The sequence below is a fragment of the Streptomyces sp. NPDC026515 genome, assembly GCF_055567595.1.
Map to the genome: position 1 here is coordinate 57586 of NZ_JBVHQD010000015.1, position 14612 is coordinate 72197.

At 70.4% G+C, this 14612-nt stretch carries 15 protein-coding genes and 2 tRNA genes; 5 read left to right on the plus strand and 12 right to left on the minus strand.

Annotated elements, in window-relative coordinates; translation table 11 throughout:
- Nucleotides 1–229 precede the first annotated feature (229 nt).
- Complete coding sequence (locus tag ACZ4O3_RS28840; protein ID WP_467724991.1) at nucleotides 230–1528, plus strand: cytochrome b/b6 domain-containing protein; 1299 nt, start codon at nucleotides 230–232, stop codon at nucleotides 1526–1528.
- On the plus strand, nucleotides 1525–3135 hold the full coding sequence (locus ACZ4O3_RS28845; protein WP_362720836.1) for an NADH-ubiquinone oxidoreductase-F iron-sulfur binding region domain-containing protein: 1611 nt from the start codon (nucleotides 1525–1527) through the stop codon (nucleotides 3133–3135). Before ACZ4O3_RS28840 ends, ACZ4O3_RS28845 begins: the two co-directional genes overlap by 4 nt.
- Before the next feature lie 159 nt (nucleotides 3136–3294).
- Here ACZ4O3_RS28845 and ACZ4O3_RS28850 read toward each other — a convergent pair.
- Nucleotides 3295–3367, minus strand: a tRNA-Ala gene (locus ACZ4O3_RS28850).
- Nucleotides 3368–3480: 113 nt separating this feature from the next.
- On the opposite strand from ACZ4O3_RS28850, the gene ACZ4O3_RS28855 reads away from it, so the two are divergent.
- A complete protein-coding gene (locus ACZ4O3_RS28855) occupies nucleotides 3481–4692 on the plus strand; it encodes a glycosyltransferase 87 family protein (RefSeq protein ID WP_467724993.1) in 1212 nt (403 codons plus the stop codon).
- Here the strand turns inward: ACZ4O3_RS28855 and ACZ4O3_RS28860 are convergent.
- The 3 genes from ACZ4O3_RS28860 to ACZ4O3_RS28870 all read right to left on the minus strand — a co-directional run bounded on the left by ACZ4O3_RS28860 (nucleotide 4671) and on the right by ACZ4O3_RS28870 (nucleotide 6619).
- Nucleotides 4671–4904, minus strand: a complete 234-nt coding sequence (locus tag ACZ4O3_RS28860) for a hypothetical protein (protein WP_362714679.1) — start codon at nucleotides 4902–4904, stop codon at nucleotides 4671–4673. The genes ACZ4O3_RS28855 and ACZ4O3_RS28860 overlap by 22 nt on opposite strands.
- Before the next feature lie 3 nt (nucleotides 4905–4907).
- On the minus strand, nucleotides 4908–5081 hold the full coding sequence (locus ACZ4O3_RS28865; protein ID WP_351319477.1) for a hypothetical protein: 174 nt from the start codon (nucleotides 5079–5081) through the stop codon (nucleotides 4908–4910).
- Nucleotides 5082–5149: 68 nt separating this feature from the next.
- Entirely contained in the window at nucleotides 5150–6619 is a 1470-nt protein-coding gene (locus ACZ4O3_RS28870) for an MFS transporter (RefSeq protein ID WP_467724994.1), read from the minus strand.
- A 94-nt stretch (nucleotides 6620–6713) separates the two neighbouring features.
- Here ACZ4O3_RS28870 and ACZ4O3_RS28875 point away from each other — a divergent pair, with 94 nt between their 5' ends.
- A complete protein-coding gene (locus tag ACZ4O3_RS28875; protein WP_362714719.1) occupies nucleotides 6714–7655 on the plus strand; it encodes a helix-turn-helix transcriptional regulator in 942 nt (313 codons plus the stop codon).
- A gap of 60 nt (nucleotides 7656–7715) precedes the next feature.
- Here ACZ4O3_RS28875 and ACZ4O3_RS28880 read toward each other — a convergent pair.
- The 7 genes from ACZ4O3_RS28880 to ACZ4O3_RS28910 all read right to left on the minus strand — a co-directional run bounded on the left by ACZ4O3_RS28880 (nucleotide 7716) and on the right by ACZ4O3_RS28910 (nucleotide 12148).
- Nucleotides 7716–7788: transfer RNA gene (locus ACZ4O3_RS28880), tRNA-Ala, on the minus strand.
- A 137-nt stretch (nucleotides 7789–7925) separates the two neighbouring features.
- Nucleotides 7926–8594: a histidine phosphatase family protein gene (locus ACZ4O3_RS28885; RefSeq protein WP_362714682.1), complete on the minus strand. Its 669-nt coding sequence runs from the start codon at nucleotides 8592–8594 to the stop codon at nucleotides 7926–7928.
- Entirely contained in the window at nucleotides 8594–9037 is a 444-nt protein-coding gene (gene rsfS / locus ACZ4O3_RS28890) for a ribosome silencing factor (RefSeq protein ID WP_362714685.1), read from the minus strand. The genes ACZ4O3_RS28885 and rsfS overlap by 1 nt, the downstream gene beginning before the upstream one ends.
- A 101-nt stretch (nucleotides 9038–9138) precedes the next feature.
- Nucleotides 9139–10863: an LCP family protein gene (locus ACZ4O3_RS28895; protein WP_467724996.1), complete on the minus strand. Its 1725-nt coding sequence runs from the start codon at nucleotides 10861–10863 to the stop codon at nucleotides 9139–9141.
- A gap of 16 nt (nucleotides 10864–10879) precedes the next feature.
- Complete coding sequence (nadD, locus tag ACZ4O3_RS28900) at nucleotides 10880–11572, minus strand: nicotinate-nucleotide adenylyltransferase (RefSeq protein ID WP_362714691.1); 693 nt, start codon at nucleotides 11570–11572, stop codon at nucleotides 10880–10882.
- A gap of 70 nt (nucleotides 11573–11642) precedes the next feature.
- Nucleotides 11643–11810, minus strand: coding sequence for a hypothetical protein (locus ACZ4O3_RS28905; protein WP_362714724.1), 168 nt, complete (start codon nucleotides 11808–11810; stop codon nucleotides 11643–11645).
- 176 nt (nucleotides 11811–11986) lie between these two features.
- Complete coding sequence (locus ACZ4O3_RS28910) at nucleotides 11987–12148, minus strand: hypothetical protein (protein WP_362714693.1); 162 nt, start codon at nucleotides 12146–12148, stop codon at nucleotides 11987–11989.
- Nucleotides 12149–12249: 101 nt separating this feature from the next.
- Between ACZ4O3_RS28910 and ACZ4O3_RS28915 the strand changes: the two genes are divergently transcribed.
- Nucleotides 12250–13398 (plus strand): M48 family metallopeptidase, encoded by a 1149-nt coding sequence (locus ACZ4O3_RS28915; RefSeq protein ID WP_362714722.1) that lies wholly within the window; start codon nucleotides 12250–12252, stop codon nucleotides 13396–13398.
- 87 nt (nucleotides 13399–13485) lie between these two features.
- Here the strand turns inward: ACZ4O3_RS28915 and ACZ4O3_RS28920 are convergent, their stop codons facing one another.
- The gene (locus tag ACZ4O3_RS28920) at nucleotides 13486–14556 is read right to left on the minus strand and encodes an SCO2583 family membrane protein (protein WP_362714695.1); all 1071 of its coding nucleotides are present in this window, start codon (nucleotides 14554–14556) and stop codon (nucleotides 13486–13488) included.
- Nucleotides 14557–14612: the final 56 nt, after the last annotated feature.

The window sequence follows — 14612 nt, forward strand, 5'->3', positions numbered from 1 at the left end:
CGCGACGCGCTTACGTATCAACGGTTGACACGTACGTCCAAGGCGACAACCGGGACGAGAGTTGAACCAGGTTCAAAACTTACTTCGCGTAACAACCACTAAGGGACATCACAAGACCCGCATTGCCCTTTGATAACAACGCAATAACTCAAACCTCGTACTGATCGGTATGGCGCCACTTAGGCTGCGGCACCGGGACCGCTTTCCCGAACTGCTCGGAGTTGCCCCCATGAACCCTCGTCGTAGTAACAGCTCGCTCCCCAAGCCAGGCCGTTCGGCCTGGGGGGTGGCGTCCGCTGTCGTTCTGCTGCTCATACCCGTGGTCGTGCTGACCGGAGGCAGCCAGTTCCAATCGTTTTTGAACTTCGGCGCGGGCGTGCTGTCGCTCGTCTCGCTGAGCTGCTCGGTTATCTGGGGCCTGATCGCACAGGACCGCATCTTCCTCAACACTCGCCAGCGGATCATCGGCCAGGCGGTCCACCGGACGACCGCGGTCGCCTCGATCGCGTTCCTGCTGGTGCACATCGTCACGAAGATCGCTCTCGATCACACCGTGGTGATCGCCGCGATCATCCCGTTCTCGCTCGGCATCACCGGAAGCGCCGGCCTGATCGGGCTCGGTTCGCTGGCCGGACTGCTGATGATCTTCGTAGGTGTCACCGGCGCCCTGCGCAGCAACTTCGCCGCGCCCGCCGTGGTGGCGGCCCGCTGGCGGGCCATGCACATGCTGGCTTACCCGGCCTGGTGCGCCGCGCTCATCCACGGCCTGTTCGCGGGCCGCGCGGCGAAGCCCTTCTTCATGATCTCGTACGAGCTGTGCCTGGTCGGTGTGATGGGCGCGCTCGCGCTGCGCGCCGCCCCGCGCCCCTTCAAGCGCAAGGTCGCCGACCGTCTCGTCTCCGTCCTCGGCAGCTCGGAGCGGCCCGACCTGGACGAGCTGGACGCGAGCCGCGCCCGGGTGGGCGAGTCCGGGATGCCGGGCTACGACGGCGGACGTGAACGCGAACCGAGGTCCTCCCGGGCCAACGCCTCGGCCCCGCGGTCCAACCCGCTGTTCCCGTCCGGAGCGCCCGCCCCCGACCCCGCCTCCGGCTTCGCTGCCGCCTACCGGGCCACCTCCTCGCCCGGGCAGCCCCAGCCCCAGTCGCCGTTCGCCGCCGGACAGACCGCGCGCATGGAGCGGCTCGACATGCAGCCCACTGAGGCCTTCCCGCGCATGGACGGCCCCGGCAGCACCTCGGGCACCTGGCCGGTCCCGTCCCCGCCGCCGGTCGGCGAGGCGCCGCCGTCGGCGTACGACCCGCTCCAGGACACCGGATACAGCATCCCGGTCTATGGCAATCCGGGCGCGGCCGGAACGGGCGGACGTGATGTGTACGACACGGGTGAGACGAACGCCCGCTATGGCACGTACAACTCGAATGACACGTACAACAGTGGTCCCGCCAACGAACCACCGCCCGGCGCGTCCTACGACGCACCGGGCTCGGGCGAACCTTGGAACACGCCTTCCGGAGGCTATAGGTGAACGAGGCCCTGCCCGACGTACCAGAAGTCCGCGTGGTCGGCCTTCCGCAGCTCACGTCGGGCTTCGACCTTGTCGAACGACTCGATCTGCCCATGCACCTCAAGGTGCATGGGCCGCTTGAGCCCTTGGGTGGGGAGCAGCTCGCGCAGCTCTCCGAACGCATCAACCTGAAGGGCCGCGGCGGCGCGGGCTTCCCCTTCCACAAAAAGCTGCGCTCGGTGGCCGAAGCGGCGATCAAGCGCGGCGTCCGGCCGGTGGTCGTCGTCAACGGCAGCGAGGACGAGCCGGCCTGCCGCAAGGACACGGTGCTGATCAACCGTGCCCCGCACCTGATCCTGGACGGCGCGCTGCTCTGCGCCGAGGCGCTGGGTGCCCGCACGCTCGTGGTGGGGGTCACCCGGGAGTCCACGCAGCGCTCGATGGAGCAGGCCCTCGCCGAACGGGGCCTGAGCACCGGCCGCCGCTCGGCCCTCAAGGCGTTCGTGCAGCGCAACCCGGTCCGTATGGTCACCGGTGCCGCCGCGTCGCTGGTCCGTTCGATCGACGGCGGCCCCGCGATCCCGCCCGGCCGCAAGACGAGCGCCTCCCAGAACGGGGTCGGCGGCGCGCCCACGCTGCTGTCGAACGCGGAGACGTTCGCGCAGCTGGCGATCGCCGCCCGGATCGGCCCGGAGCGTTACGGCAACACCGGCCTGTACGACGAGCCGGGCACCGTCATGCTGACGGTCTCCGGTGCGGTCGCCCGCCCCATGGTGATCGAGGTGCCCACGGGTGTGCCGCTGCGCTACGTCCTGCAACTGGCCGGCGCCCCGCCGGTGCCGCAGGGCGTGCTGACCGGCGGCTACCACGGCAAGTGGATCGACGCGGCGACGGTCAACGAGGCGATCGTCTCCCGTAACTCCCTGGACGCGGTGGGTGGTGCGCTGGGCGCCGGCGCGATCCTGCCGATCACGCAGGAGACGTGCCCGCTGGGCGAGTCGCTGCGGGTCGCCCAGTGGCTGGCGGAGGAGAGCGCGGGACAGTGCGGTCCCTGCTACCTCGGTCTGCCGGCGGCCGCGCGCGGCATGGAGGACATCCTCAACGGCGGCGGACCGGCCGCTCTGGAGGCGCTCAAGCAGGTCGCCAAGAACGTGAAGCGGCGCGGGGCGTGCTCGCACCCGGACGGCTCCGCGATGTTCCTGGAATCGACGATCAAGGCGTTCACCGACGACCTGGCCGCGCATGTCCTCGGAAACGGCTGCGGACGGCCCGTGGAGGGCGTTCTGCCGCTCTTCGAGGACGGCAAGACGCCGACCGGCATTCCGGGCGGCGCAGAGCCCGAGGAGAGCAGCGGCAGCCGTCAGAAGATCTACGTCGACTGGACGCTGTGCCGGGGCCACGGCCTGTGCGCGGACATCCTCCCTGAGGTCTTCGAGCTGGGCGCGGACGGCTTCCCGACGGTGGCGCAGGCGAAGGTCCCGCGCTTCGCGGAAGCCAAGGCGCTGCGTGCGGTACGCCGCTGCCCGGCGCTCGCCCTGCGTCTCGAAGAGGACACGCGCTCCCAGGCGCCGGCCAAGAACCTGCCGGTCCTCTCGCAGGGGCGTGGCCGCCGAGCCCTGGGCCGCTGATCGCACCGGTACCGGCATCACGTGTTGTGCGGGCCACCCGACCGGGTGGCCCGCACAACACGTCGCACGCGCTTTTCGGTGCCTGTTCAGCGATTCCGAATGTTTCCTGACAACGTCGAAGGCGGACCATCCGTCCGGATGGTCCGCCTTCGACGTCTGTGGAGCTAAGGAGAATTGAACTCCTGACCTCCTGCATGCCATGCAGGCGCTCTACCAACTGAGCTATAGCCCCGCGTTTCGCTCCGCCCGGCTTCCCTGGCGGCGACGCCAACACTACACGGTCGACAGGGTGCACCACCAAATCGTTTCCGTTCTGTGCGGATACGGGCGCTAGTGTCGGTCTTCGTGACCGTGATCGCGTTCTCCGAGACCCGGCGCCGGATGCCGGTTGCCCTGGGGGCCTGCCTCTTGTCGTTCACGGCGTTCTGGGCGGCTCAGCGGGCCGCGCACGTGTCGATGATCGACCTGATGGTCTACCGGGCGGAGGGCGCGACCGTCCTGGCGGGCGGCGACCTCTACGCGCTGCGTACGACGGCCGCTCATCTGCCGTCCACCTACCCGCCGTTCGCGGCACTGCTGTTCACCCCGCTGACGCTGCCGGACGTCACGACCATGCGAGCGCTGGCGACGGCCGGGAACCTCGTTCTCCTGGTCGTGTTCGTGACGCTGTCGCTGCGGCTCGCCGGGCACGCGCGCGTGGAGGGTGTGCTGTGGGTCGCGGCGGCGGCGGTGTGGTGCGAGCCGGTGTGGACGACCGTGCGCTACGGGCAGGTCAATCTGCTGCTGGCCGTGCTGGTGCTGTGGGATCTGTCACGGCCCTCGGCCGAACGTCCGGGACGCTGGGCGGGGGTGGGTGTCGGGCTCGCGGCCGCGGTCAAGCTGACGCCCGCCCTGTTCGCGGTGTTCCTTCTCGCCACAGGTCTGGTGGCGCGCCGCGGGGGCCGGGACGGCGGGCCGTGGCTGCGGCACGCGCGCGGGGCGGCCGTCACCTTCGCGGGGGCGACCCTGCTGGCGGCGGCGGTCCTGCCGTACGACTCGTGGCGGTTCTGGACGGGGATGGTGTTCCGGACGGGGCGGGTGGGACGCGCCGAGGAGACCGCGAATCAGGCCCTGCGCGGTGTTCTGGCGCGGTTGCTGCACACACCCGAGCCGGGGGCGCTCTGGACCGCCGCAGCGGCTCTGACGGCCGTTCTGGGGCTCGCGGTGGCGGTCGCGGCGGAGCTGCGCGGCCGGCGGGGGTGGGCGGTCACCGGGTGTGCGGTGACCGCGCTGCTGATCAGTCCGGTGTCCTGGTCGCATCACTGGGTGTGGTGCGTGCCCGCGGTCATGCTGCTGTGGACGCGCGGACACCGGGCGGCGGCCGTCGGCACCGCGCTGGTCTTCTGCTCGTACGCCCTGTGGTGGGTGCCACACCAGGAAGGGCGGCCCGAATTGCACCAGAACGCGATCGACTTGACGCTGTCGGCGCTCTACACGGTCACCGGGGTGCTGTTCCTGGCGCTCGCCCGGACATCGTTGCCGAAGCCGGGCGCCGCTCAGGCCGTGACGAACGAGTAGAACCGTTTGAGGGTGCAGTGGTCCTCGAGAAGACGGCCGTAGATCGGCTCGCCCTCCAGTTCACGGTAGGTCTCGATCGGGTCGCCTTTTATGATCAGCGCCCGCGCGCATTCCTCGCACCAGTACTGGTAGTCGGGGTTGATCGGCTCCATGTCGCGGACGATCGGGGTGCCGCTTCCGCACCAGTCGCACTTCCGCCTGTGTGCACCCATCGATCAGCTCCAGCTGTGGCCGCAGGCCGTGCACACGTAGGAGATCCCGCCGTTGTCGCCCAGTACTTGGGCCACATGTACGGAACCGCAGGAAGGGCAGAGCAGCCGGGTGGTCGTGTCCTGTATCAACGCCGCACCGAGGAGGTGGCCGCCCTCCTCAAGGATGCTCGCAGGCATCGCTACTCCTCCCGTCGGGCCGCGCCCCCTTCCGGCCGTTTGATTCTGCCACGGCCGGACCAATACGGTCAGCGACGCCTCAGTACCAGTCCGGACACGGCGCCCGCGGCCGCCGTCGCGGCAAGCGCCCATGCGCAGGCTGACAGCGCCTCCGCAGAGGTATACGCCCGTGGTGCCCCAAGTGACTCAAGCCGGTTCAAGAACAGTGTGCCGAATGCGGCGACGCCTATGAGCTGGCCTAGCTGGGTGACGGTCGCCAGGAGACCGCTGGCGTCCGCCGCGTCCTCGGGACGCACCGTTGCTAGCGCCGCGGTGAGGGTGGGACTGAAGGCGAGTGCGAGCCCCGCGCCCACGCCGGCGTACACCACATAGAGCCATGCGCCCCCGTCGCCGCCGCCGTGGAAGACGAGCCCGACGCCTGCGACGGACACCGCGGTCAGGGCGAACCCGGCCGGGGTCAGCACCCGCTGCCAGGCCCTGGGCCACCTGCGCCAGGTGAGGGCGACCGCGCCGAAGACCACGGCGGTCGGCGCGAAGGTGAGTCCGGCGCGCTGCGCGCCGTAGCCGAGACCGCTCTGGACGTGCAGAGTGAGGGTGAACAGGAGCCCCGCGTTGACGGCCATGACGGCGAGGATGCGGAAGACGGCCAGGCCCATGCCGGGGTGGCGCAACACCCGGGGTGCCACGATCGGGGCACCGCCCCGCCGGGCGAGCCGCATCTCATAACCGCAGAACAGCGCGAACACCAGCACGGCGGCGGTCAGGGACAGCCACGACCACAGCGGCCAGTCCTCCTCCTGGCCGAGCACCAGCGGAATCGTGAGCAGCGACACAGCGGCCCCGAGCAGGACCAGGCCGGGCAGGTCCAGGCCGCGCGCACGTTCCGGCCCGGATCCGGTGTCCCGGGGCAGGACTCGCCTGCCGAGGACGAGGAGTACCGCACCGACCGGCACGTTGACGAGGAACACCGGCCGCCAGCCGGTGCCGAACAGGTCCGCGCCGACCAGGACGCCCCCGATGATCTGGCCGGCCGCGGCGCCGACCGCGAGGACCGCCGAGTAGGCGCCGAGCGCGCGGACGCGGGCCTCGCCGGTGAAGGTGCGCTGGATGATGCTGAGGACCTGCGGGATCATCACCGCCGATCCGGCACCCTGCACCAGCCGGAACACGATGAGCTCGGTGGCGCCCTGGGCCAGGCCGCAGGCGAGCGAGGCCCCCGTGAACAGCACCAGTCCGGCGAGGTGGACGCGGCCGTGGCCGAGCCGGTCGCCGAGGCGGGCGCCGGTGATCAGCAGCACGGAGTAGGTGATGGCGTAGCCGGCCACGACCAGTTGCAGGTCGGCGCCGGAGGCGTGGAGTTCTGAACCGATGGTGGGGGCCGCGACGTTCACGATGAAGACGTCCAGCACGGCCATGAACAGGGCCGCGAGGACGACCGCGAGGAGCAGCCGGGGCCGGGTGTCAGTGCCGGGTGCTTCACTTTTCGCAGGGGTTCGAGCGGGTGTGGGACCTGGTCCCGTCCGGGATGTCGTCGTCATGGTGTCGAGCGTGGCGAGCATCCGGTACGGGTGCGGAGAGCCCGCCGATGCTGGTACTGGCAGCACCTGGCAGGCGGCGGGTGCTGCGCCCACGATGGAGGACGTGACGACGGGGGACGTGATGATGACGACGACAGCACACCGCCGCAGGCCTGAGCTGGCCGCTTTCCTGCGTAGCAGGCGGGCCCGGGTGACACCGGCCGACGTGGGGATGCCACCAGGGCTGCGGCGCCGTACTCCGGGGCTGCGCCGGGAGGAGGTCGCCCAGCTGTCGGGCGTGGGGGTGACCTGGTACACGTGGCTGGAGCAGGGCCGGCCGATCAACGCCTCGCCGCAGGTGCTGGACGCGGTGGCACGCACGCTGCGGCTGGACACGCCGGAGCGGGAGCATCTGTACCGGTTGGCGGAGGTGCCGTACGCGGCGGCGCCCGAGGGACTGTCCCGGTCGGTCGGCGCGGAGGTGCAGGGCATCATCGACGCCCTGGATCCGCTGCCCGCGGTGGTGTACACGTCGCGGTACGACGTGCTGGCCACCAATCCGGCCTACCGGGATCTGTTCCTGGTGCCGGAGACGATGCGGATCGGGGTTCCGAACGTCCTGTGGACGTTGTTCACGGTGTCGGAGGAGGCCTGCCCGGTGGTGCACCGGGAGCGTGAACTGCCGGTGATGGTGGCGACCCTGCGCTCCAGTTACGGCAGACATGTCGGCGAGCCGGCCTGGGAGGAGTTCATACGGGCGTTGTCCGGGACGAGTGCGTACTTCGCCCGGTTGTGGGCGAGCGGCGCGGTGGCGCAGCCGGGGCCGCGGGTGAAGACGTTCCGTCATGAGGCGGTGGGCGAGCTGCGGATGACGTCGCAGTCGCTGTCGATCGACGGGATGCCGGAGTCGCGGATCGTGGTCTACACGCCGGAGAACGAACGGACGCGGGAGCAGATCGCGTTGCTGCGGGAGCGCCGACAGCGGCTGTGGCCGGTGACGGACGACGAGGCCGCCGAGATCATTCGGGAATGGAACACGAAAAAACCCGCCCCCTGAAGAGGGCGGGATTCTCTCGTCGATCTTTGACAACTCGACAGTGTGTGGAGTGTCGATCTGTGGAGCTAAGGAGAATTGAACTCCTGACCTCCTGCATGCCATGCAGGCGCTCTACCAACTGAGCTATAGCCCCTCGCGTTCTTCCCGTCTTTCCTCTCGGCGGGCCGAACAAGAAGAACTTTAGCCTGCGACCTGCCGGAAAGTGAAATCCGGGTCCCGGCACGGAGTGCGCGGGCCGGACGGTCACCGGCCGGCGGCCGGAAAGGGCTCTCAGTCGTCGTCGCCGAGGACGGGCTCCGGGAGGGTGCCCGCGTTGTGCTCCAGGAGCCGCCAGCCGCGGGCGCCCTCGCCGAGCACGGACCAGCAGCAGTTGGTGAGACCGCCGAGGCTCTCCCAGTGGTGGGAGTCCAGGCCGAGCAGTCGGCCGATGGTGGTGCGGATGGTGCCGCCGTGGCTGACGACCACGAGGGTGCCGTCCTCGGGGAGTTTCTCGGCGTGCCGGAGCACGACGGGAGCGGCCCGGTCGGCGACCTCGGTCTCCAGTTCGCCGCCGCCGCGGCGGACCGGCTCGCCGCGCTTCCAGGCTGCGTACTCGTCACCGTGGCGGGCGATGATCTCCTCATGGGTGAGGCCCTGCCACACGCCCGCGTAGGTCTCGCGCAGCGCCTCGTCGCGGATCACGTCGAGGCCGGTGAGCTCGGCGAGCTGGGCGGCCGTGTCGGAGGCTCGCCGCAGGTCGGAGGAGACGATCGCGTCCGGTCCCAGGGAGGCGAGCAGCCGGGCCGCGCGGCGGGCCTGGCCGATCCCGGTCCCGGTGAGCTCGACGTCGGTGGATCCCTGGAAGCGGCGCTCCACGTTCCAGGAGGTCTGGCCGTGCCGCCACAGGATGATGCGGCGGCCGCGTCCCGTGCGGTCGGTCACCTCGCCCGTGGCGCTCATCACCACTCCCTGCCCGGCTCGCTGTCGGTTTCGGCGGCCTGCAGCTCGGCGTGCTCGGCGGCCTTGCCTCGGGTGGCCTTGGCGTCGGCGGGCAGCTCGATCTCGGGGCAGTCCTTCCACAGCCGTTCCAGGGCGTAGAAGACCCGCTCCTCGCTGTGCTGGACGTGGACGACGATGTCGACGTAGTCGAGCAGGATCCAGCGGGCCTCCCGGTCGCCCTCACGGCGCACCGGCTTGACGCCGAGGTCCTTCTGGAGGCGTTCCTCGATCTCGTCGACGATCGACTTGACCTGGCGGTCGTTGGGCGCGGAGGCCAGCAGGAAGGCGTCCGTGATCGACAGGACGTCGCTGACGTCGTAGGCGATGACGTCGTGGGCGAGCTTGTCGGCGGCCGCCTGGGCGGCGGCGGTGATGAGCTCGAGGGAACGGTCGGTGGCGGTCACTACTTGGCTTTCCGTCGGCGGTCGATTGACCTCAAGGGTCTCACGGACCGCCGGGCGCACCCCACGTGATTACCGCGTCACGTGGGGTGCGGCGGGCCGGCTCAGGAGGAGGACGGTTTGTAGTCCTGGCCGAGGACGACCGATACGTCGGCGCCCGAGCCGACCGTGCCCTTGGTCACGGCTCCGGTGCCGAGGCCGAGGGTCTTCGCGACCTCGGTGGCGTTCTCCTTGTCGGCGGCGTCGGAGTACAGCACCTTGGAGGCCGCCTGGGTGCCGGAGGCCGTGCCGCCTTCCAGGAAGGTGTAGCCGCCGTTGACGAGGACCACGCGGGCCTTGTCGGTGTTGCCCTTGACGCCGGTGGCGTTCTGGACGGAGACCCGGACCGCGGAGTCCGCCGAGGGGCTCTTGGCGGTGCCGCCGAGGATGTCCTTGACCACGCTGGCACTGGTCTGGGCGCTGAGGGTGCCGTCGCTCTGCACGGGCAGCAGTGCGGTCTTGTAGTCGCCGCCCTTGGCGAGGTCGGCGAGCTTGGCGAGGAAGGTGCCGAGGTCCTTGTCGGTGAGCGAGGGGTCGAGGATCTGCGCGAGGGTCTGGACGGTGACCGTGGCGGCCGAGGAGTCGGAGGACATCTTGCGCAGCACGCCCTGCATGACCTGTCCGAACCGTTCCAGCTGGGCGTTCTGTGCCTCGCCGGACGCACGGTAGGTGGCGTAGGCGACGGCGGCCTTGCCGCTGAGGGTCTGGTCCTTGCCCTTGTGGACCAGGGGGGCCTGGCCCTTCTTCTCGGCGTCCGGGTCGGGCACGTCGGCGTTGGTGTCGATGTCGATGTTGCCGACGAGTTCGACCAGGTTCTGCAGGTAGGGGGTGTCCAGGCGCCAGGTGCCCTCGATGTTGGTCCCGAGGACGGTGTCGAGCTGGTCGCGGGTCCCGGAGGAGCCGTCGTCGGCGACGGACTTGGCGAGGGTCGTCGTGGTGCCGTCGTCGTCGGTCATCCCGAGCGAGTTGGGCAGCAGCACGGTGGTGCCCTGCTTGGTGGTGGTGTTGTCGACGAGCAGCGCGGTCGAGGTGCCGCCGCCGCTGGTGTTGTGCAGGTGGACGACGACCACGTCGCGTTTCTGCGCGGCCGCGGACGTCGTCGTACCGCCCTTGGCGGCGGAGGAGGACAGTCCGGGCAGCATTCCGGCGTACCAGAGGTAGCCGGCGCCGCCCCCGGCGACCAGGGCGAGGACGACGACCAGGGCGATCATGCGGCTTCGGGCGCGGCGCTTGGCCTCTTCTCGGCGTTCGGTGCGGTTCTCGGTGAAGTTCAGCCAGTCGATGACGTCCTCGGAGTCACCGTCCGGGGCCTCGACGAACGCGAACTGCCCGGTGTGGTAGTCCCGTTCGTCGCCGGGTACTTGCCGGGGGTCGGCGGGTTCGTGGACGGGTCCGGCCTGCTGCGGGATGTGCGCGGTCTGCTCGGCGACCCGGGGCTGCCGTCCGCTGGTGGCGGCCTGCCCGTAGGGGTCGTAGCCGGGCCGGCCGCCGGTGCCGTACGGGTCGTAGGCGGGCGTGACCGGTTGCTGCCCGGTGTCGTGGACGGGGGGCACGGGGGCCTGCTGCCCGGTGTCGTACGCCGGTGGGCCCTGCCGTGCAGGGTCGTACGGGGGCGCGCCCTGCCGGCCGCCGTCGGCGTACGGGTCGTACCCGTAGCCCTGTCCGGCGTACGGGTCGTACGTCTGCTGTTGTTGTGCGGGGATCTGGCGGTACACCGGCTGCCCGTACTCGTCGTACCCGACGAGTTCGTACTGGTCGCTGCCGTAGCCCGCGTCGTATCGGTCGTTCACCGGTGCCCCTCTCGGCTCACTCGCCGCGGTACAGCTCGCGCTTGTCGATGTAGCGCACGACTCCGTCCGGCACCATGTACCAGATGGGGTCGCTCTTGGCGACTCTCGCACGGCAGTCTGTGGAGGAGATGGCGAGCGCGGGAACCTCCACCAGCGAGACGCCGCCCTCCGGGAGACCGCGGTCGGTCAGTTGGTGCCCGGGCCGGGTGCAGCCGATGAAGTGGGCAAGGGAGAAGAGTTCCTCCGAGTCGCGCCAGGTGAGGATCTGACCGAGGGCGTCGGCGCCGGTGATGAAGAAAAGGTCGGCGTCGAGGTTGAGGGCGCGCAGGTCGCGCAGCGTGTCGGCGGTGTAGGTGGGGCCGCCGCGGTCGATGTCGATACGGCTGACGGAGAACTGCGGGTTCTCCGCGGTCGCGATCACCGTCATCAGATAGCGGTCCTCGGCCGGTGAGACCTTGCGGTGGGTCTTCTGCCACGGCTGCCCGGTGGGCACGAACACCACCTCGTCGAGGTGGAACTGGGCCGCGACCTCGCTGGCCGCCACGAGGTGTCCGTGGTGGATCGGGTCGAACGTCCCGCCCATGACACCGAGGCGGCGTTTGCCGGTCGGCGCGGGGCCCGCCGGTGTGTACCGCGGGGTCGTCACCGTGTCGTCGGCGGCGTCGGCCGCGTCGTTCGCCGGACCGGTAGGCATGTCCTGCTCTCCCATGCGTGCAGACCCTACCGGCCCGGTCCGTGGGCCCTGCCCCCGAGGACGGGTGCCGGGCTCGGCCGCCGGCTCAGCGGTCGCGGTTGAAACGGGTGGTGATCCACAGCAGGAGCATCAGGACGATGAACGCGCCACCACCGGTGACGAGCGGGTTGAGGCTGTTGTGGTTGCCGCCGTGCTCCTCGCCTTCGGCGGCGAGGGTGACGAACTGGGCAGCGGCGCTGTGAAGATTCATCATCTGCGGCAGGACCTATCGCGTGTGGACGGGATAAAGACGTCGCCCCATCGTATGCGGGCAGCCCGGCGACGATCACGCCGACTCCTCCGTCGGGCCGACTCGCCGGCTCCGTCGTGCCGGCTCTTCGGTCGCGGCGGCTCCGTCGGTCACACGGGGCGGGGAACGATCCCCGCGGCTCAGTCGTCCTTCTGTCTGTACCCGCGCAGCAGGAACCAGGCGGTCAGCACGCAGCCCAGGAACATGACGATCAGGACGACCCGCAGCAGGTCGCCCGAGCCTTGTTGCTGAGCGGCGCTCGCGGCCTGGGTGAGCCAGGCGGCTGGGGGGTTGTGCTCCATGAGGCACTCCTTCGGCTGTACTGCCCGACCACGGTATCTCCGCCTAGGCTGGGCCCTGCTTCGGGGGCATGGTGGGCACACTCACGCACATGGGGGATGACATGTCCGACGACGGCCACGAGCGACACGGGCACGAGCGGGTGCCGGGCAGGCAGCGCAGGCGGTTCCCGGGGATCTCCTCGCGCGCGTACGAGCATCCGGCCGACCGTTCGGCCCTGGTGGCGCTGCGCAAGCTGAGCGGATTCGACACGGTCTTCAAGGCGCTCAGCGGGCTGCTTCCGGAGCGCAGCCTGAGGCTGCTGTTCCTGTCCGACTCGGTCCGCGTCTCGGACCAGCAGTTCGCACACCTGAACGACATGCTGCGGGACGCCTGTTACATCCTGGACCTGGAGAAGGTCCCCCCGATGTACGTCAACCAGGATCCGCAGCCCAACGCCATGTGCATCGGCCTGGACGAGCCGATCATCGTCGTCACCACCGGGCTCGTCGAGCTCCTCGACGAGGAGGAGATGCGGGCGGTCGTCGGGCACGAGGTGGGACACGCCCTGTCCGGGCATTCGGTGTACCGGACGGTCCTGCTGTTCCTGACGAACCTGGCGCTGCGCGTCGCCTGGATCCCGCTGGGCAATCTCGCGGTCATGGCGATCGTGACGGCGCTGCGGGAGTGGTTCCGCAAGTCGGAGCTGTCCGCGGACCGGGCGGGGCTGCTGGCCGGACAGGACCTGCAGGCCTCCATGCGCGGGCTGATGAAGATCGCGGGCGGCAACCATCTGCACGAGATGAACGTGGACGCGTTCCTGCAGCAGGCCGAGGAGTACGAGGCCGGGGGCGATCTGCGCGACTCGGTGCTGAAGATCCTCAACGTGCTGCCGCGCTCGCACCCCTTCACCACGGTCCGCGCGGCCGAGCTGAAGAAGTGGGCCGAGTCCCGCGACTACCAGCGCATCATGGACGGTCACTATCCGCGGCGGGACGCGGACAAGGACACCTCGGTCGGCGACTCCTTCAAGGAGTCGGCGGCGAGCTACGCGAGCGACGTGAAGAGTTCCAAGGATCCGCTGATGAAGCTGGTCTCGGACATAGCGGGCGGCGCCGGCGGCCTGGGCGGCCGGGTAAAGCGCGGCTTCGACGGGTTCACGAGCCCGGCGCCCCGCAAGGATGCTTCCGCGAAGGACGCTCCCCCGCGGGACACCCCGGCGCGGGACGAGGACGGTCCCGCGCAGGACGCTCCGCCGCGGGACGGGGAGTAGACGCTCCGCCGCGGGACGGGAAGTGGCGCAGGACGAGGTGCGGCGCGGGACGGGGTGCGGCGACCGACGACGAGCAGGGCGGGCTCGTCAGACCGTCGGTTCGGCTTCGGCCGCCAGCGTCCCGCACAGGGCGGCGGCACTGTCCGTGGCGTACGGGTCGGTGCCCGCCGGGCCGCCCGCCCTGGCCGTCTCGCCGGCCAGCAGCGGCCGCAGGTGATCGGCGGAGTCCTCGGCGCAGGACAGCGGCCCGGCCTGGACGTAGGAGGCGACCAGCTGGGCCTGACGCAGCCGCAGGTCGTCCCGGTCGAAGCGGAAGGTCAGCTCGCGGCGGACGGTGAACAGGGAGACCTGGGAGCCGGCCGGTGCGCCGGTGGCCCGCAGCGCGTAGACGAGGGTGTGGTCGGCGGTGACCTCCAGGGTGGCCGAGTCCGTCTCGGCGGCCTGCATGCTTCCCTGCACGCGGATCCGCGGATCGGCAAGTTCGGCACGGGTGGGGTCGAAACGGACCAGCCATCCGGTGGGCGCGTGCCGGCCGTCGGACGCGGGGTGGTCGAGGCTCTGGTCGAACTGGTCGAGCTGTCCGGGGTCGAGCAGGACACGGGCGGGCCGTACCTCGCTGCTGTCGAGGACCTCGGGGTAGAGCGCGGAGCGGACGATGTAGTCCTTGGCCGTGGTCAGGGCGGTGACGACCTGGCTGTCGGAGAAGTGCGAGGTGCTGCGGACGGCCGGCAGCGGTATCCCCTCGGCGCCGACCTCGTACTTCGCGGCGGGGCTGTGCGCGAACAGGGTCTCGGCGTCGGTGGCGCCGGGCACTTTGCCCTGGGGAGCGAGCGGGACGACGGTCATCCGCAGCGGCTCGACGGGCTGCTGGGCCTCCTGGGTGCCGTAGGGGTGGCGGACACCCATGTAGACCGCGGTACCGAAGGCGACGAGGATCAGCAGGACGAGGATCAGGGCCTGCCGTGTGAGGCCCCGGCGCAGGGGCGGGCGGCGGCGTACGGCGGGCGCGTGGTCGGACATGCGTTCGCGCGCGGAGGACTCCTGGAGGCGGGCAGCGCGGACGAACGATTCGTCGAAGACGACGGATCGGTACTCGTCCTCTCCACCCACGGGGCCGCCCTCGGGTGTCCCCTCAGGTGGGTCCGCAGGCCCGCCCATACTCTCAGAGTAGGTCTCGGGAGCCTCAGGTAAACGCCCTGCTACACGACAACTTC

Excerpts from the sequence above, each read along its gene's own strand:
- ACZ4O3_RS28840 (WP_467724991.1), top strand. The coding sequence starts at position 230 with ATGAACCCTCGTCGTAGTAACAGCTCGCTCCCCAAGCCAGGCCGTTCG.
- ACZ4O3_RS28860 (WP_362714679.1), bottom strand. The coding sequence starts at position 4,904 with ATGGGTGCACACAGGCGGAAGTGCGACTGGTGCGGAAGCGGCACCCCG.
- ACZ4O3_RS28865 (WP_351319477.1), bottom strand. The coding sequence starts at position 5,081 with ATGCCTGCGAGCATCCTTGAGGAGGGCGGCCACCTCCTCGGTGCGGCG.
- ACZ4O3_RS28870 (WP_467724994.1), bottom strand. The coding sequence starts at position 6,619 with ATGACGACGACATCCCGGACGGGACCAGGTCCCACACCCGCTCGAACC.
- ACZ4O3_RS28875 (WP_362714719.1), top strand. The coding sequence starts at position 6,714 with ATGGAGGACGTGACGACGGGGGACGTGATGATGACGACGACAGCACAC.
- ACZ4O3_RS28885 (WP_362714682.1), bottom strand. The coding sequence starts at position 8,594 with ATGAGCGCCACGGGCGAGGTGACCGACCGCACGGGACGCGGCCGCCGC.
- nadD (WP_362714691.1), bottom strand. The coding sequence starts at position 11,572 with ATGGGAGAGCAGGACATGCCTACCGGTCCGGCGAACGACGCGGCCGAC.
- ACZ4O3_RS28905 (WP_362714724.1), bottom strand. The coding sequence starts at position 11,810 with ATGATGAATCTTCACAGCGCCGCTGCCCAGTTCGTCACCCTCGCCGCC.
- ACZ4O3_RS28910 (WP_362714693.1), bottom strand. The coding sequence starts at position 12,148 with ATGGAGCACAACCCCCCAGCCGCCTGGCTCACCCAGGCCGCGAGCGCC.
- ACZ4O3_RS28915 (WP_362714722.1), top strand. The coding sequence starts at position 12,250 with ATGTCCGACGACGGCCACGAGCGACACGGGCACGAGCGGGTGCCGGGC.
- ACZ4O3_RS28920 (WP_362714695.1), bottom strand. The coding sequence starts at position 14,556 with ATGGGCGGGCCTGCGGACCCACCTGAGGGGACACCCGAGGGCGGCCCC.